Raw genomic sequence first — 15644 nt, 5'->3', positions numbered from 1 at the left:
GTTGCGCGCCCTACGCGGTGAGTGCGTCGCGCGCCGGGTCCCGCGGCGCGTGTGCCTCGCAACGGGCCGTGTGCATCGGCATTTCGGTGAGGCCGGGGTAGTAGACGTGCAGGCTCACGGCGGGTTCCAGGGAGTCGTTGACGACTTCGTGGTCGTAGCCGGGCGCGAAGACGCGCTGCGCCCCCGCGGCGAGGGTGCGGCTGCCGCGCCGGGTGCGTTCGGTCAACCGGCCTTCCAGGAGGGTCAGTACGCCGGAGGAGCGGCCGTGGCCGTGGAAGCCGCTGCTCTGTCCCGGCACCCAGGAGAGCAGCCACACCTCGTAGCCGGGCGCGGTGCGCAGGCGGTGGTACCAGCGGCTGGTGGCGTCGTACTGGACGAGGGGTGCCCACTGGGCGCGGTCGGCGGCGATGGCGCGGGCGAGTCCGGCGAACTCCGCGACGGTTTCGGGGTGCTCGCGCGGGGGCTGGAGGAGGTGGGGGACTTCGAGGATGTCGCCGGCGATCTGGAGGTCGCTGTCGCTGTTCATGGGGTGCGGTGGTTCCTCAACGTAAGAGTGCTGGGGTGTCGCGGGGCAGAAAGCGGAGAGGTGCTGCTCGGGGGTGCGGGCCGGGTGCGGAGCGGGCGCCGGGGAGCGGGGTGACCGGGGCCTGGCGGTGGCTCAGCGGTTCAACGGCTGGAGACGGTGTGGCTCAACAGCTGGAACAGGCACACGCACAGGTACAGCGACAGCGCGCGGGGGCAGCACCGGCAGACCCGCTGTTGCGGGTCACGGAAAGCGCCAAGTTCGCGAGCATGCCCACCAGGACAGCGGCTTACACCTCACCTGTCAACTCGATGTCCGGAATGTGGACAATGTTTCACCGCATCCGGTTGTTCTGTCAGGGGAAAGGTTTGTGCGGCGCTTCAGGGGACACAAGCCGCACCAACCGGCGCTCGAACCGGCGCGTCAACCGGCGCTCGGCCGCCGTCGCGACCCCGTGATCCACATGTGATCCGGTTCGCTTCGGCGAGTTCGCTGCAACGGGAGTGCGAGTCGTGGCGTCCCTGTCGGTGAGTGGACGTGACGCGATGCCTGCCGGGCGATGGGACACCTGTCGGACAGGTCGCTGGCGAGTGTCATGGTTTAGGTAGATATGAACACTTTCCGCAAAGCCTTGGTTCCGCAGAGTGAATAAGGGGCTCAATAGCAGATCCCGGCTTGACTGCCCCGGATCGGCACACTTGTAATTTCACTCGTGTCGTTCAGCCGAAATCGGTAACGGCAGCACCACGGGGACGCGAAGACAGACGAGGGGCGCATATGACCGAGCTGGTTCAGGAACTGCTGGTCGAAGACGCGGACGACGAACTCGGCTGGCAGGAGCGCGCACTGTGCGCCCAGACCGACCCCGAGTCCTTCTTCCCCGAGAAGGGCGGCTCCACCCGCGAGGCCAAGAAGGTCTGCCTCGCCTGCGAGGTCCGCTCGGAATGCCTTGAGTACGCGCTTGCGAACGACGAACGCTTCGGCATCTGGGGCGGCCTCTCGGAGCGCGAGCGCCGCCGCCTGAAGAAAGCGGCCGTCTGATCCGCCCCCTCCCGGAACCGTCCCTCCGTCCGCCCATCCGCCCCTACCAGGGACGGGTGGGCGGCGCCGTGTGACGCACCCGCACGGCATACCGGCCAGGCACTCCCCAGTTGTCCACAGGCGGCGGGCCGTTGTGTTCCCAGCCGTTAGTGTGGGGCCCCGTCCGAGACGCCACGGCGCCCCCACAGGGCACGGGCGTCCACCGCAGTCCAGCGAACCGGGGCCCGTACCTCGATGTCCGTGCACAGCCACCCCTCAGACCACGACGGCGCCGCCGCCGGGTTCGACCCGTCCCGCGCGGCCGGGTTCGACCCGGCGAGCCCACCCGAGTTCCCGCGGCACGTCGTGACAGCGGTGCTCGTCTCCCACGACGGCGCCCGCTGGCTGCCCGACGCGCTCGCCGGACTGCTCGGCCAGGACCGCCCCGTACAGAACGCGATCGCGGCCGACACCGGCAGCGCCGACGACTCCGCGCGCCTGGTCACCGAGGCCCTCGGCGACGACCGCGTGCTGCACCTGGCCCGCCGCTCCGGCTTCGGCACCGCCGTCGACGAGGCCGTGCGCACGGCCCCCCTCCTCACCCCGGAGGACCTGCCGTACCTGAAGCGCCCCAGCGGCTGGGACCCGGTGAGCCGCACCTGGCGCGACGAGGCCTACGACCTGCCGGACCTGCCGCACGGCGAGCCCGAGCAGTGGCTGTGGCTCCTGCACGACGACTGCGCGCCCGAGCCCGGCGCCCTCGCCGAACTGCTGCGCGCCGTCGAGGCCGAGCGCGAGGCGGGCAACGAGGTCGCGGTCGTAGGACCCAAGCTCCGCGGCTGGTACGACCGCAGACAGCTGCTCGAAGTCGGCGTCTCCATCGCCCACTCGGGCCGCCGCTGGACCGGCCTCGACCGGCGCGAACAGGACCAGGGCCAGCACGACCACGTACGGCCCGTGCTCTCCGTGTCCACCGCGGGCATGCTGATCCGCCGTGAGGTCTTCGAGCGGCTCGGCGGGTTCGACCGCCGGCTGCCCCTCATGCGCGACGACGTCGACCTGTGCTGGCGCGCCCACGCGGCGGGACACCGCGTCCTGGTCGCCCCCGACGCCGTCGTGCGGCACGCGGAGGCCGCCTCGCGCGAGCGCCGCACCGTCGACTGCGTGGGCCGTACGGCGACCTCGCCGCACCGCGTCGACAAGGCGGGGGCGGTCTACGCCCTGCTCGCCAACACCCGCACCGCCGTACTGCCCTGGGTCCTCGTCCGGCTCGTCGTCGGCACCCTGCTGCGCACGCTCGGCCTGCTCCTCGGCAAGGCGCCCGGCCAGGCCCTCGACGAGGTCGCCGGGCTCTTCGGCACGCTGCTGCGGCCCGAGCGGATCCTCGCCGCCCGCAAGAAGCGCGGCAGGCCGCAGCCGACCGCCGGCGAGATGCGCCCCCTGTTCCCGCCGCCCGGCGCCACGCTGCGCGCCACCGTCGAGCAGGTCGCGGGCCACCTCGGCGGCGACTCCGACCCCGAGGTCTCCGCCGCCGGACGGCACGGAGCCGTCGAGTCCGGTCCCGGCGGAGACGACGCCGACTTCCTGGAGATCGAGCAGTTCGCGCGCCTCAAGCGCGTCGCCCGCAAACCCGGACCGCTGCTCTTCGTCATCCTGCTCTTCGTGTCGCTCGTCGCGTGCCGGTCCCTGCTCGGCGGCGGCGCGCTCGCGGGCGGCGCGCTCCTGCCCGCGCCCGCCGACGCCTCGGACCTGTGGTCCCGGTACGCGGACGCGTGGCACCCCGTGGGCATCGGCGGCACGGACGCGGCACCCCCTTACCTGGCCCTCCTGGGCGGCCTGTCGACGCTCCTGTTCGGCTCCACCGGGCTCGCCGTCACCGTCCTCCTGATCGGCTCGGTGCCGCTCGCGGGCTTCACCGCCTACTTCGCGTCCCGGCCCCTGGTCACCTCCCGGCTGCTGCGCGCCTGGGCCTCCGTCGCGTACGCCTTCCTGCCCGCCACCACCGGCGCGCTCGCGGGCGGGCGCGTCGGCACCGCCGTCCTCGCCGTCCTGCTGCCGCTCATCGCGCGCGCGGGAGCCTCGGCCGCCGGGCTCACGTCCCAGGACGGCGGCCGCGGCAGCTGGCGCGCCACGTGGGCGTACGCGCTGCTGCTCACCGTCACCACGGCCTTCACGCCCATCGTGTGGCCCATCGCCGCCGTCGTCGGCCTCCTGGTGCTCGCCCTGCGCCGCGCCGACCTCGTCGCGTACGGCACGCGCTTCCTCGCCGCCCTCGGCACGCCGCTGCTCGTCCTCGCGCCCTGGTCCCTCACGCTGCTGCCGACCGGCTTCTTCAAGGAGGCAGGCCTCGCGTACGGCACGGGCTCCGCGTCCGCGCTCGACCTGCTCGGCGGCAGCCCCGGCGGCCCCGGCACCGTGCACGGCCTGCTGCTCATCGGCATCGTCCTGGCCGCGCTCGCCGCCCTGCTGCGCGCCGAGCGGCAGCTGGCCGTCCGCACCGCCTGGGCCGTCGCCCTGGTCGCGCTGGTCTTCGCCGCCCTGTCGAACGGCTCGGCGTGGGCGGGCCCGGCCACGCTCGCGTACGGCATCGCGCTGCTCGCCGCCGCCGCGCTCGGCGCCGACGGCGCACGCGCGCGCGTCGCCGAGCAGAGCTTCGGCTGGCGCCAGCCGGTGGCCGCGCTCATCGCGTTCGCCACGGCCGCGGGGCCGCTGCTCGCCGCCGCCGGGTGGATGATCCGCGGCGCCGACGGCCCGCTGGAGCGCCGCGACCCGGTGCAGGTGCCCGCGTTCGTCGCCGAGGAGAGCCGCACCCAGGACCAGGCCCGCACGCTCGTCCTGGACAGCGCGTCCCCGGCCGAGGTCGCCTACATGCTGGTCCGCGGCTCCGGCGCCCGCCTCGGTGACGCCGAACTCGCCGCGAAGGACGGCACGGACGCCCGCCTCGACCGCATCGTCGCCCGCCTCCTCGCGGGCTCCGGCGCCGACCAGGCCGACCAGCTCGGCGGCTACGCGGTGCGCTACGTCCTCGTCCGCGACGGCGCGCCGCGCCAGCTCAGCCGCACCCTGGACACCACGCCGGGCCTGACCCGGCTCAGCCAGGAGGACGGCAGCGCCCTGTGGCGCGTGGACCGGCAGGTCGCCCGCGCGGCCGTCGTGTCCGGCTCCCAGGACCCCGAGCCGGTCGCCGCGGGCCCCGTGGAGGTGCACACGAAGGTCCCGTCCGGTGCTGAGGGCCGCGTGCTGCGCCTCGCCGACGCGGCGGACCCGGGCTGGACGGCGACCCTGGACGGCCACGCGCTGACCAGGACCACCGTGGACGGCTGGGCCCAGGGCTTCGAACTGCCCGCGTCGGGCGGCCGCTTGGACATCACGTACGAGCCCCCGGCCACCCACACGGCGCTGCTGTGGACGCAGGGCGCCCTCGCGCTCGTCCTGGTGGTCCTCGCGCTGCCCGGCCGCCGCCGTGACGTGGACGACGACCTCCCGGAGGAGCAGCTGGTGCCCGCGCAGGCGGCCGCGGGCGAGGGCCGCAGGGCGCGCAGGCTGCGGGCCCAGGGCGAACAGGGTGGCCAGGAGGGCGCGTTCCCCGACGGCATCCCCGAAGAGGCCGCCCTGGGCGCGGTCCCGCCCCAGCACACCCCCGCGCCGCCCCAGCGCGCGCCCGCCCAGGGGGAGTGGCAGACCCCCGCCCACGCGGGCGCCGACCAGGGCGCGTACGGCGGCGAACAGCACCACCAGAGCGGCCAGTACGCCTCCGGAGGCTACGACCACGCGTACCAGGCGGACCCCTACCAGGGCGCCCAGTACGACCCGTACGCCTACGAAGGCACGTACGGCACGTACGAGACGAACCCCGGTTACGGCCAGACCTACGGCTCCTACGACGCCACGGACACCGCCCACCCGCAGCACCCGCCGGTGCCGCCGCGCCCCCCGCACGGCACCGACAGTGAGCGTCCCGACGGGAGCCAGCAGTGAACCGCACCACCCTGTCCCTGATCGCCGCGGCGGCGGCCCTGGCCGCCGTGACCGGTTTCGCCGCCGTCAACGCCCCCGCGGGCGACGACGCCGCCGCCGCGGCGAAGCGGCTGCCCGTGGAGCGCACGAGCCTGCTGTGCCCGGAGCCCAGCACGTCCGACCTCGCGGAGACGACGTACACGGCGTTCACGCCCGCGTCGCGGGCCTCGGGGCGCGTGGGCGGGGCCGCGCTGTTCCCCGTCGTCAAGCAGCTCACGGACGCGCCGCAGGGCGGCAAGGGCAAGGGTGCCAAGCCGTTCCTGACCCAGAAGGAGCCCGGGAAGCCGGTCTCCGGCGAGGAGTCGGGCGCGGAGGCCCCCACGCTCATCGGCAGCGCCGACGGCCGCCTCGCGCCCGGCTGGACCGCCCAGCAGACGACGTCGGTCAGCGCGGGCGCGGGACGCGGTCTGCACGGCACCAACTGCACCGCCCCGGACACCGACTTCTGGTTCCCGGGCGCCGGCACCGCCAAGGGCCGCAACGACTACGTCCACCTGATGAACCCCGACGACGCGGCGGCGGTCGTGGACATCGAGCTGTACGGCCCCGGAGGCGCCCTGAAGGCCGAGGTCGGCGAGTCCATCCAGATCCAGCCGCGCTCCAGCGTCCCCGTGCTCCTGTCCACGCTCACGCCCAAGCCGCAGACCAACCTCACGATGCACGTCACCGCGCGCAGCGGCCGCGTCGCCGCCGCCGTGCAGTCGTCGGACGAGGCGCTGGGCGGCGACTGGCTGCCCGCCGCCGCCGACCCGGCGCCCCGTCTGGTGCTGCCGGGCATCCCGAAGGACGCGACCTCGGTTCGCCTCGTCGCCTTCGCGCCCGGCGCCGACGACGCCGACCTGAAGGTCCAACTCGCCTCGCCCACCGGCTCGATCACCCCGGCCGGGCACGAGAACCTGCACGTGAAGTCGGGCATGACGGCGGCGGTGGACCTGGGTGACGTGACGAAGGGGGAGGCGGGTTCGCTGGTCCTCACTCCTACGGAGGACTCCGTTCCGGTCGTGGCGGCGCTCCGCGTCACGCGCGGCAAGGGCGCCAAGCAGGAGACGGCGTTCATCCCGGCGACCGCCCCCGTGGGCGACCGCGCCACCGTCGCCGACAACCGCGCCAAGGGCACCACGCTCTCCCTGACGGCCCCCGACAAGACCACCCGCGTCAAGGTGACCGCGTCCCCGGGCACGGAGGCGGGCGAGGCCACCAGCAAGACGTACACGGTCAAGGCGGGCACCACGCTCGCCGTCGCCCCGCCGGTGCCCTCCGGCCTGCGGGGCTCCTACGCCCTCACCCTGGAGCCCCAGTCGGACGCCCCTGTCTACGCCTCCCGCATGCTGGAGGTCCCCGAGAACGGCATCCCCATGTTCACGATCCAGTCCCTGCCGGACGACAGGGGCACGGTGGAGGTGCCGAGGGCGAAGCAGGACCTGGAGGTACTGCAGAAGTAGCGCGGGGCCGGCGGGTCAGTCCTCGCCGTAGCGCGGGTCCACCGACTCCGGGGAGAGCCCGAGGAGCTCGGCGACCTGCTCGACGACCACCTCGTGGACGAGTGCGGCCCGCTCGTCCCGCCCCTTGGTCCGGATCTCCACGGGCCGCCGGTAGATGACGACCCGCGCGGGCCGCCCCTCGGAGGCGGACACGGTCCCCCCGAGCGGCACGGTCTCCGCGGTCCACTCCTCGTCCGGGGCGCCGCCGCTGACGGGGGGCACCTCGAGCACCAGGAAGTCGATCTCGGTGAGCTGCGGCCAGCGCCGCTCCAGGCGCTCCACCGAGTCCTGCACGAGGTCGGTGAAGGCCTCGGCACGGCTCGTGGACAGGGGGACCTGCGGCGGCGCCACGGGGCCGCGCATGCCCCTGCCGTGGCGGTCGCGTCGGCGGGGCCTCGGCTCGGCGGAGCCGGGCTGTACGGGGTCGTCCATCACTGACGAAGCGTAGTCCCCGAGATCGCCCTTTCCGCGCGGAGCACGGCATGTCGCTTCCTGACCATTCCAGCCACGCTTGGGCACGATTGTGCATCTCTCCTGTACTGCCGATCTCGCCCTGATTGGCAGTATTTGTTCCGAGTGGTGACCGGGTTCAACACCACAGGCCCCGTTGGTCCCTTGTGTCTCCGCAGGTCAGAGCGGTGCTTTCCGGACACGCCACGCACGGTGGTACCGCACGACACGGGGGAGTGACCTGGTGGAGAGTCGTCGCGGCCCGCTCAAGAGTGCGGTACCGTCCAACGTCGTGAGCCCTGTACGTCGCTGTTCGCGCACCGCTTGCGGCCGACCCGCCGTCGCGACGCTGACGTACGTCTACGCCGACTCGACCGCGGTCCTCGGCCCCCTCGCCACCTACGCCGAACCCCACTGCTACGACCTGTGCGCCGAGCACTCCGAGCGCCTGACCGCGCCGCGCGGCTGGGAGGTCGTCCGGCTCGCCGACGCCTCGGGCCCCGCCCGGCCCAGCGGCGACGATCTCGAAGCCCTCGCCAACGCCGTGCGGGAGGCCGCACGGCCCCAGGAGCGCGCCGCCGGGGCGGGCGGCGGGTCACGCGGAGCGGACCCCATGGAGGTCGCGCGCCGCGGCCATCTGCGGGTGCTGCGCTCGCCGGACAACTGAGTCCGGACAGCTGAGTCCGGACAGCTGAGCCCTGGCGGCTGAGTCCGGACAGCTGAGCCCTGGCGGCTGAGCACAGCCCTCGCCCGACGGCTGAGGGCGACCGGGGCACGTTCCGGCCAGCCCCTTCCCGCGCCGCCGGGCGCGCGGTCCGCACGCCCGTGAGTGAATCCTCACCGGCACACGGATTGACGGCTGTTTGTCGAGGCCACGACTATTTCGCCACCCCGTGATCAAGGGATCATCCAGGGAGGCACCCGTGTTCGTGCAGCAACTGGAGCCCGTGGCCGACTCGCTCGGCCTGTCCGCACTCGTCGCGACCCTTCCCCTGCTCACCGTCCTCGTCCTCCTCGGCGCCGTCCGCATGAAGGCGCACCGGGCCGGGCTCATCGGCCTCTGCGCGGCCGTGGCCGTCGCCTGGCTCGTGTTCGGCATGCCCCTCGGCCAGACCGCGTCCAGCGCCGCCCAGGGGGCCGTCTTCGGGCTCTTCCCCATCCTGTGGATCGTCGTCAACGCCCTGTGGGTGTACCGGATGACCGTCCGCACCCGGCACTTCGACATCCTCAGACGCTCCTTCGGGCGACTCTCCGACGACCCGCGCATCCAGGCGCTCGTCGTCGCCTTCTGCTTCGGCGCGCTGCTCGAAGCGCTCGCGGGCTTCGGTGCGCCCGTCGCGATCAGCGCGGTCATGCTGGTGGCGCTCGGCTTCGACCCGGTGCGCGCCGCGGTCGTCGCCCTCGTCGCCAACACCGCGCCCGTCGCCTTCGGCGCCATGGGCACCCCCGTAGTGACGCTCGCGCAAGTCACCGGCATCCCCCTGGACACCGTCGCCACCGTGGTCGGGCGCCAGACGCCGCTGCTCGCGCTCGTCGTGCCGCTGCTCCTGGTCGCCCTCGTCGACGGGCGGCGCGGCCTGCGCGAGACCTGGGAGCCCGCCCTCGTCTGCGGCTTCGCCTTCGCCGCCGCGCAGTTCGCCGCCTCCAACTACGTCTCCGCGCAACTGGCCGACATCGGCGCCGCCTTGGCGGGCGCGGGCGCCCTCGTGGCCGTGCCGCACGCGCGCAGGCCCGCCGCCGAGCCCGTGCGCGCCGCGGTCCTCACCGGCGCGCGCAGCGAGGACCTCGACCGCGACGACCCGCGCGCGGACGTGCTGCGCGCCTACGCCCCGTACGCCCTGATCGTCGCGATCTTCTCCGTCGCGCAGATCCCGCCCGTCAAGGACCTCCTCACCGAGGCCACCCGCACCTTCGACTGGCCCTTCCTGGACGTCGCCGACCCCGCGGGCGACCCGGTCGGGGGCAACGTCTTCTCGCTGCCCCTGGTGGCCACCGGCGGCACGCTCGTGCTGCTCGCCGGGTTCGGGACGGCCGCCGTACTCGGCGTCCACGCGCGCGTGGCGGCACGGGAGTGGGCGGCGACCGTCCACGAACTGCGGTTCGCGATCCTGACGGTGACGAGCGTCCTCGCGCTCGCGTACGTCATGAACCTCTCCGGACAGGCCGCCACCATCGGGCACTTCGTGGCCGACGCGGGCGCGGGCCTCGCCTTCCTCTCGCCGGTGCTCGGCTGGTTCGGCGTCGCGGTGACCGGCTCGGACACCTCGGCGAACGCGCTGTTCGGCGCCCTCCAGGTCACCGCGGCCGAACAGTCGGGCCTCTCGCCCGAACTCCTCGCCGCCGCCAACAGCTCGGGCGGAGTGCTCGGCAAGATGATCTCCCCGCAGAACCTGACCATCGCGTGCGCGGCCGTCGGACTCGCGGGCAAGGAGGGCGATCTGCTGCGCAAGGTGCTGCCCTGGAGCCTCGGCCTGCTGCTCGTGATGTGCCTGATCGTGGTGGGCCAGAGCACGGCGGTGCTCGGCTGGATGCTTCCCTGACGTCCTTGTGTAACGCCGCCACAACCCGCTGTCAGTGGTTGGAGGTAGTTTGGGGGCGCCGTAGGAAGTCCGTAGGAAGTCCGTCGACGAAGTCCGCCGCGTGCGGCCGCCCGCCCGGGCCCCCACGCGTCGCTGAACGTACGTAAAGAGAGGCTTGGCCGTGGCTGCTGATCTGTCCCAGATCGTGAAGGCGTACGACGTGCGCGGGGTGGTCCCGGACCAGTGGGACGAGACTCTGGCCGAGCAGTTCGGCGCCGCCTTCGCGCGCGTGACGGGCGCGGCCGCGATCGTCGTCGGGCACGACATGCGGCCCTCGTCGCCCGGTCTCTCCGGCGCCTTCGCGCGCGGCGCGGCCGCCCTCGGCGTGGACGTCACCCAGATCGGCCTGTGCTCCACGGACCAGCTGTACTACGCCTCGGGCGCCCTGGACCTGCCGGGGGCGATGTTCACCGCCTCGCACAACCCGGCGCAGTACAACGGCATCAAGATGTGCCGCGCGGGCGCCGCCCCGGTCGGCCAGGACACCGGTCTGGCCGACATCCGCGCCCTGGTGGAGAGCTGGGCGCAGGAAGGCGCCCCCGAGCCCGCGGCCACCCCCGGCACGCTCACCCGCCAGGACACCCTGGGGGACTACGCGGCGCACTTGCGGTCCCTGGTCGACCTGTCGGCGATCCGGCCGCTGAAGGTGGTCGTGGACGCGGGCAACGGCATGGGCGGTCACACGGTGCCCACCGTCTTCGAGGGCCTGCCCCTGACACTCGTACCGATGTACTTCGAGCTGGACGGCACCTTCCCCAACCACGAGGCCAACCCCCTGGACCCGGCGAACATCGTGGACCTCCGGCAGCGGGTGCGCGAAGAGGGCGCCGACCTGGGCATCGCCTTCGACGGCGACGCCGACCGCTGCTTCGTCGTCGACGAGAGGGGCGAGCCGGTCTCCCCCTCGGCGATCACCGCCCTGGTCGCCGCCCGCGAACTCGCCAAGCACGGCGGCTCCGGCACGGTCATCCACAACCTGATCACCTCCTGGACCGTCCCCGAGGTCGTCCGCGAGAACGGCGGCACGCCGGTCCGCACGCGCGTGGGGCACTCCTTCATCAAGGAGGAGATGGCCAAGTCGGGCGCGATCTTCGGCGGCGAGCACTCCGCGCACTACTACTTCCGCGACTTCTGGAACGCCGACACCGGCATGCTCGCCGCCCTGCACGTCCTGGCCGCCCTCGGCGGCCAGGACGGCCCCCTGTCGGGCCTCGTGGAGCAGTACGACCGCTATGTGGGCTCCGGCGAGATCAACTCCACGGTGGCCGACCAGCAGGCCCGCCTCGCCGCGATCAGGGCCGCGTACGAAGGCCAGGACGGCGTCACCCTCGACGAGCTGGACGGCCTGACGGTCACGACGGCCGACTGGTGGTTCAACGTCCGCGCCTCCAACACGGAGCCGCTCCTGCGCCTCAACGCGGAGGCCCGCGACCGGCAGACCATGGAGAAGACCCGCGACGCGGCTCTGGCGATCATCAGGGCGTAGCCGCATCGCGCCTCGCGGCAAAGCCGGGAGCCCGGGAAGGGTGGGCATGAACGTCCACCGGGCCCGCAGAGCGACACCGGGGGAGGGGCGGGCCGGAGCCACCCCCTCCCCGGGCAGGGCCCCCGCCCCCAGGGGCCCGCCCCCGCCCAAGGCCCCCAGGCCAGCGATAGGCTGGGCGGGCCGCACGACCCCACCCCGAAGGGACCACCCCATGCCGCTCGAAGCCGGCCTCCTGGAGATCCTCGCCTGCCCGGCCTGCCACGCCCCTCTCAAGGAGACGGACGACGAGCTGGTCTGCACCGCGGAAGGCACGGACTGCGGCCTCGCGTACCCGATCCGCGACGGCATCCCCGTACTCCTGGTCGACGAGGCCCGCCGCCCCGAGTAAGGATCACAAGAGGGCGGGCGTGCACCCCGCACGGACGCCCGCCCGCACCCCTGCCGCGCACGGCGATCGGAGGCCGGACCCCCATGCTCGACGAGTCGCTCCTGGACGCCCCCGACGAGCTCGCCCGCGCAGACCTGCGTGACCTGCTGCGCGGCGCCGCCGAAGCGGGTGCCCGCGTACGGACCGCGGTCCGCCACGCCACCGAGTCCGGGGTCACGGAGCTGAAACCGGACGGCCGCCCCCGCGCCGTCCTGATCGCGGGCCCCGGCACGGCCGCCGCGGGCGTCGCCGACCTCATCGGCGCCCTCGTGGGCACCGGCTGCCCCGTCATCAGGATCGCCCCCACCGGCGTCGCCCCCGCGGCGGGCGCCCTGCGCTGGTCCCTGCCCGGCTGGGTCGGCCCCGTCGACCTGCTGCTCATCGCCACGCCCGACGGCACGGAGCCGGGCCTCTCGCTCCTCGCCGAGCAGTCCTACCGCCGCGGCTGCACCGTCGCCGCCGTGGCCCCGGCCCGCTCCCCGCTCGCCGAGGGCGTCAGCGGCTCGCACGGCCTCACCGTCCCGATGGCCGTGGCGCCCCGGCCCAGCACGGACGACGCCGACGGCACGGGCGCCCCGGCCGCCGCCCCCGGCACCCTGTGGTCCCTGCTCGTCCCGCTGCTCGCCCTGCTCGACCGCACCGGCCTGGTCGCCGCCCCCGTGGAGACCCTCCAGAAGGTCGCCGACCGGCTCGACGGCGTCGCGGAGCGCTGCGGCCCCGCCGTCGCGACCTACCACAACCCCGCCAAGACCCTCGCGACCGAGCTGGCCGAAGCACTGCCGCTGATCTGGACCGAGGGCGAGACCGCGGGCCCCGTGGGCCGCCGCTTCGCCGCCGCGCTCGCCGAGCTGGCCGGGCACCCCGCGCTCGCCGCCGAGCTCCCCGAAGCGCTGCCCGCGCACGCCTCGCTGCTCGCTCGCGGCCTCACCGGCGGCGCCGACAGCGACGACTTCTTCCGCGACCGCGTCGACGACCCGGGGCCGCTGCGCGCCCGCGCGGTCCTGCTGCGCGACCGCTCCGCCGACGCGGGCGGCCTCACCGCGGCGCCCGCCGCCCGTGAGCTCGCCCAGAGCCACGACATCCCCCTCAGCGAGCTCGACCCCGAGGACGGCGACGACCTGGAGCGCCTGGCCGAACTGATCGCCCTCACGGATTTCGCCGCCGTTTACCTGGCGCTCGCCTCCGGGAGCCGATCATGACCCCGGCTCCCGTACGGGCGCCCGCCCGCGTGCACCCGTACCCCTAGGGGGCACGCGCGTACCCGCACCGAAGGACGCGCCCGCCCGCGTCCCCGCACGCCCGTAAGGGAGACCCTTCCGTGGACCGCCTCACCAACACCATCCGCCCCTACGCCTGGGGTTCCACCACCGCCATCGCGGGTCTCCTCGGCGTCGAGCCGACCGGCGAACCGCAGGCCGAGATGTGGATGGGCGCCCACCCGGGCGCGCCCTCGCGCACCGAGCGCGGGCCGCTCAACGAGGTGATCGACGAGGATCCGCGCGCCGAACTCGGCCCCCGCGCCGTCGACAAGTTCGGCCCGCGCCTGCCCTTCCTCCTGAAGATCCTCGCCGCGGGCGCCCCCCTGTCCGTACAGGTGCACCCGGACCTGGAGCAGGCCCGCGAGGGCTACGAGGACGAAGAGGCCCGCGGCGTCCCCCTCGACGCGCCCCACCGCAACTACAAGGACGCCAACCACAAGCCCGAACTGATCTGCGCGCTCACGCCGTTCGACGGCCTGTGCGGCTTCCGCCCGCCCGCCGAGGCCGCCGACCTCATCGAGGGCCTCGCCGTGGACTCCCTCAAGCCGTACGTCGACCTGCTGCGCGCCAAGCCCGAGGACGCGGCCCTCCGCGAGGTCCTCACGGCCGTCCTCACCGCCGACCGCGAGGAGATGGCGCGCGCGGTCACCGAGGCCGCGGCCGTCGCCGAGCGCCTCGGCGGCCCTTACGCCCCGTACGCCGACGCGGCCCGCCACTTCCCCGGCGACCCCGGCGTCATCGCCGCCATGCTGCTCAACCACGTCACCCTCAAGCCCGGCGAGGCCCTCTACCTCGGCGCCGGGGTCCCGCACGCCTACCTCAACGGCATGGGCGTCGAGATCATGGCCAACTCCGACAACGTGCTGCGCTGCGGCCTCACCCCCAAGCACGTCGACGTGCCCGAACTCCTGCGCGTCGTCCGCTTCGAGGCGAGCGACCCCGGCATCCTGCGCCCCGAGGCGTCCCCCGACGGCGAAGAGGTCTACGAGACGCCGATCGACGAGTTCCGGCTCTCCCGCTACGTCCTGCCCGAGGGCGACACCCGGCACGACCTCACCGCGGGAACGCCGCAGATCCTGCTCTGCGCGGCGGGCGAGGTCCGCGTGGGCGACCTCTCCCTGACACCCGGCGGATCCGTGTTCGTCCCCGCGGACGAGAAGGCCGACGTCTCCGGCAGCGGCACCCTTTTCCGCGCCACCGTGGTGGCCTGACCCACCCCACGCCTCCCGTGCTGCAACAATGACGCACCGCACCGGCCGGGCCCATCGGCGCCCGGCCGTCGCGGAACGGAGAACGTACGCGTGTCACGCGGCAGGCGCGGCACGCAACGGAAGGGACAACGGGCACACATGAGTGCGTCAGGCGGAACAAAGGCGATCGTGGCGGCACTCGGCGCCAACCTCGCGATCGCGGTGGCCAAGTTCGTGGCGTTCCTCTTCAGCGGCTCGTCGTCGATGCTGGCCGAGAGCGTGCACTCGCTCGCCGACTCCGGCAACCAGGGCCTGCTGCTCCTCGGCGGCAAGAAGGCCCAGCGCGAGGCCACTCCGCAACACCCCTTCGGGTACGGCCGCGAGCGCTACATCTACGCGTTCCTCGTCTCCATCGTGCTCTTCTCCGTAGGCGGCATGTTCGCCCTCTACGAGGGCTACGAGAAGATCAAGCACCCGCACGACATCGAGCACTGGTACTGGCCGGTCGGCGTCCTGGTGTTCGCCATCATCGCCGAGTCGTTCTCCTTCCGGACGGCCATCAAGGAGTCCAACACCCTGCGCGGCTCGCTCTCCTGGAAGGATTTCATCCGCCGCGCCAAGGCACCCGAGCTGCCCGTCGTCCTCCTGGAGGACTTCGGCGCCCTCGTCGGCCTGGTCCTCGCGCTCGGCGGCGTCGGCCTCGCGCTCGCCACGGGCGACGGCGTCTGGGACGGCGTCGGCACGCTCTGCATCGGCGCCCTGCTGATCCTCATCGCGATCGTCCTCGCGGCCGAGACCAAGTCGCTGCTGCTCGGCGAGGCCGCGGGCACCGAAGAGGTCGAGAAGATCGAGAAGGCCATCGTCGACGGCGACACCGTCACCCGCATCATCCACATGCGCACCCTCCACCTCGGCCCGGAGGAGCTGCTCGTCGCCGCCAAGATCGCCGTCCAGCACGACGACACCGCCCGCGAGATCGCCGACGCCATCAACGCCGCCGAGACCCGCATCCGCGAGGCGGTCCCGATCGCCCGGGTCATCTACTTGGAGCCGGACATATACCGCGAGGACGCGGCGACGACGGGCAGCTGACCGGGCCGAAGCCCTCCCCCCTGGGGGCACAGCCCACAGCGCCGAGCAACCGTTGAAACAGGGCGTACGTGAGAGGGGCCCCGCACCAACCACCAGGGATGCCGTTGGCGAATTCGGGGT

General features: G+C 73.7%; 12 protein-coding genes. 10 read left to right on the top strand and 2 right to left on the bottom strand.

From position 1 onward, the window contains the following. Positions 1–10: 10 nt before the first annotated feature. Positions 11–526, bottom strand: a complete 516-nt coding sequence (locus C9F11_RS16895; protein WP_138960077.1) for a cysteine dioxygenase family protein — start codon at positions 524–526, stop codon at positions 11–13. A 774-nt stretch (positions 527–1300) separates the two neighbouring features. Between C9F11_RS16895 and C9F11_RS16890 the strand changes: the two genes are divergently transcribed. From C9F11_RS16890 to C9F11_RS16880, 3 genes are all read left to right on the top strand, one after another. Further along, on the top strand, positions 1301–1564 hold the full coding sequence (locus C9F11_RS16890) for a WhiB family transcriptional regulator (RefSeq protein ID WP_030672713.1): 264 nt from the start codon (positions 1301–1303) through the stop codon (positions 1562–1564). A gap of 234 nt (positions 1565–1798) precedes the next feature. Continuing rightward, positions 1799–5521, top strand: a complete 3723-nt coding sequence (locus tag C9F11_RS16885; RefSeq protein ID WP_138960076.1) for a glycosyltransferase — start codon at positions 1799–1801, stop codon at positions 5519–5521. Next, on the top strand, positions 5518–7002 hold the full coding sequence (locus C9F11_RS16880; protein WP_138960075.1) for a DUF5719 family protein: 1485 nt from the start codon (positions 5518–5520) through the stop codon (positions 7000–7002). Before C9F11_RS16885 ends, C9F11_RS16880 begins: the two co-directional genes overlap by 4 nt. A 15-nt stretch (positions 7003–7017) precedes the next feature. On the opposite strand, the gene C9F11_RS16875 is transcribed toward C9F11_RS16880, so the two are convergent. Continuing rightward, positions 7018–7473, bottom strand: a complete 456-nt coding sequence (locus C9F11_RS16875) for a metallopeptidase family protein (RefSeq protein ID WP_138960074.1) — start codon at positions 7471–7473, stop codon at positions 7018–7020. A 262-nt stretch (positions 7474–7735) separates the two neighbouring features. Between C9F11_RS16875 and C9F11_RS16870 the strand changes: the two genes are divergently transcribed. The 7 genes from C9F11_RS16870 to C9F11_RS16840 all read left to right on the top strand — a co-directional run bounded on the left by C9F11_RS16870 (position 7736) and on the right by C9F11_RS16840 (position 15524). Further along, on the top strand, positions 7736–8158 hold the full coding sequence (locus C9F11_RS16870) for a DUF3499 domain-containing protein (protein WP_138960073.1): 423 nt from the start codon (positions 7736–7738) through the stop codon (positions 8156–8158). A 256-nt stretch (positions 8159–8414) separates the two neighbouring features. Then, entirely contained in the window at positions 8415–10031 is a 1617-nt protein-coding gene (locus C9F11_RS16865; RefSeq protein WP_138960072.1) for an L-lactate permease, read from the top strand. A 160-nt stretch (positions 10032–10191) separates the two neighbouring features. Beyond that, positions 10192–11556: a phosphomannomutase/phosphoglucomutase gene (locus tag C9F11_RS16860; protein ID WP_138960071.1), complete on the top strand. Its 1365-nt coding sequence runs from the start codon at positions 10192–10194 to the stop codon at positions 11554–11556. Positions 11557–11767: 211 nt separating this feature from the next. Continuing rightward, positions 11768–11944 (top strand): Trm112 family protein, encoded by a 177-nt coding sequence (locus tag C9F11_RS16855; RefSeq protein WP_138960070.1) that lies wholly within the window; start codon positions 11768–11770, stop codon positions 11942–11944. Positions 11945–12027: 83 nt separating this feature from the next. After that, positions 12028–13182 carry an SIS domain-containing protein gene (locus C9F11_RS16850; protein WP_138960069.1) on the top strand — a complete coding sequence of 385 codons (1155 nt, stop codon included), beginning with the start codon at positions 12028–12030 and terminating at the stop codon, positions 13180–13182. A gap of 119 nt (positions 13183–13301) precedes the next feature. Beyond that, entirely contained in the window at positions 13302–14453 is a 1152-nt protein-coding gene (manA, locus tag C9F11_RS16845) for a mannose-6-phosphate isomerase, class I (RefSeq protein WP_138960068.1), read from the top strand. Between the two features lie 138 nt (positions 14454–14591). Next, entirely contained in the window at positions 14592–15524 is a 933-nt protein-coding gene (locus C9F11_RS16840) for a cation diffusion facilitator family transporter (protein WP_138960067.1), read from the top strand. The last annotated feature ends 120 nt before the right edge of the window (positions 15525–15644 follow it).

It is taken from the genome of Streptomyces sp. YIM 121038, assembly GCF_006088715.1.
GTDB lineage: Bacteria > Actinomycetota > Actinomycetes > Streptomycetales > Streptomycetaceae > Streptomyces.
This window is presented reverse-complemented; position numbering and strand designations above follow the sequence as displayed.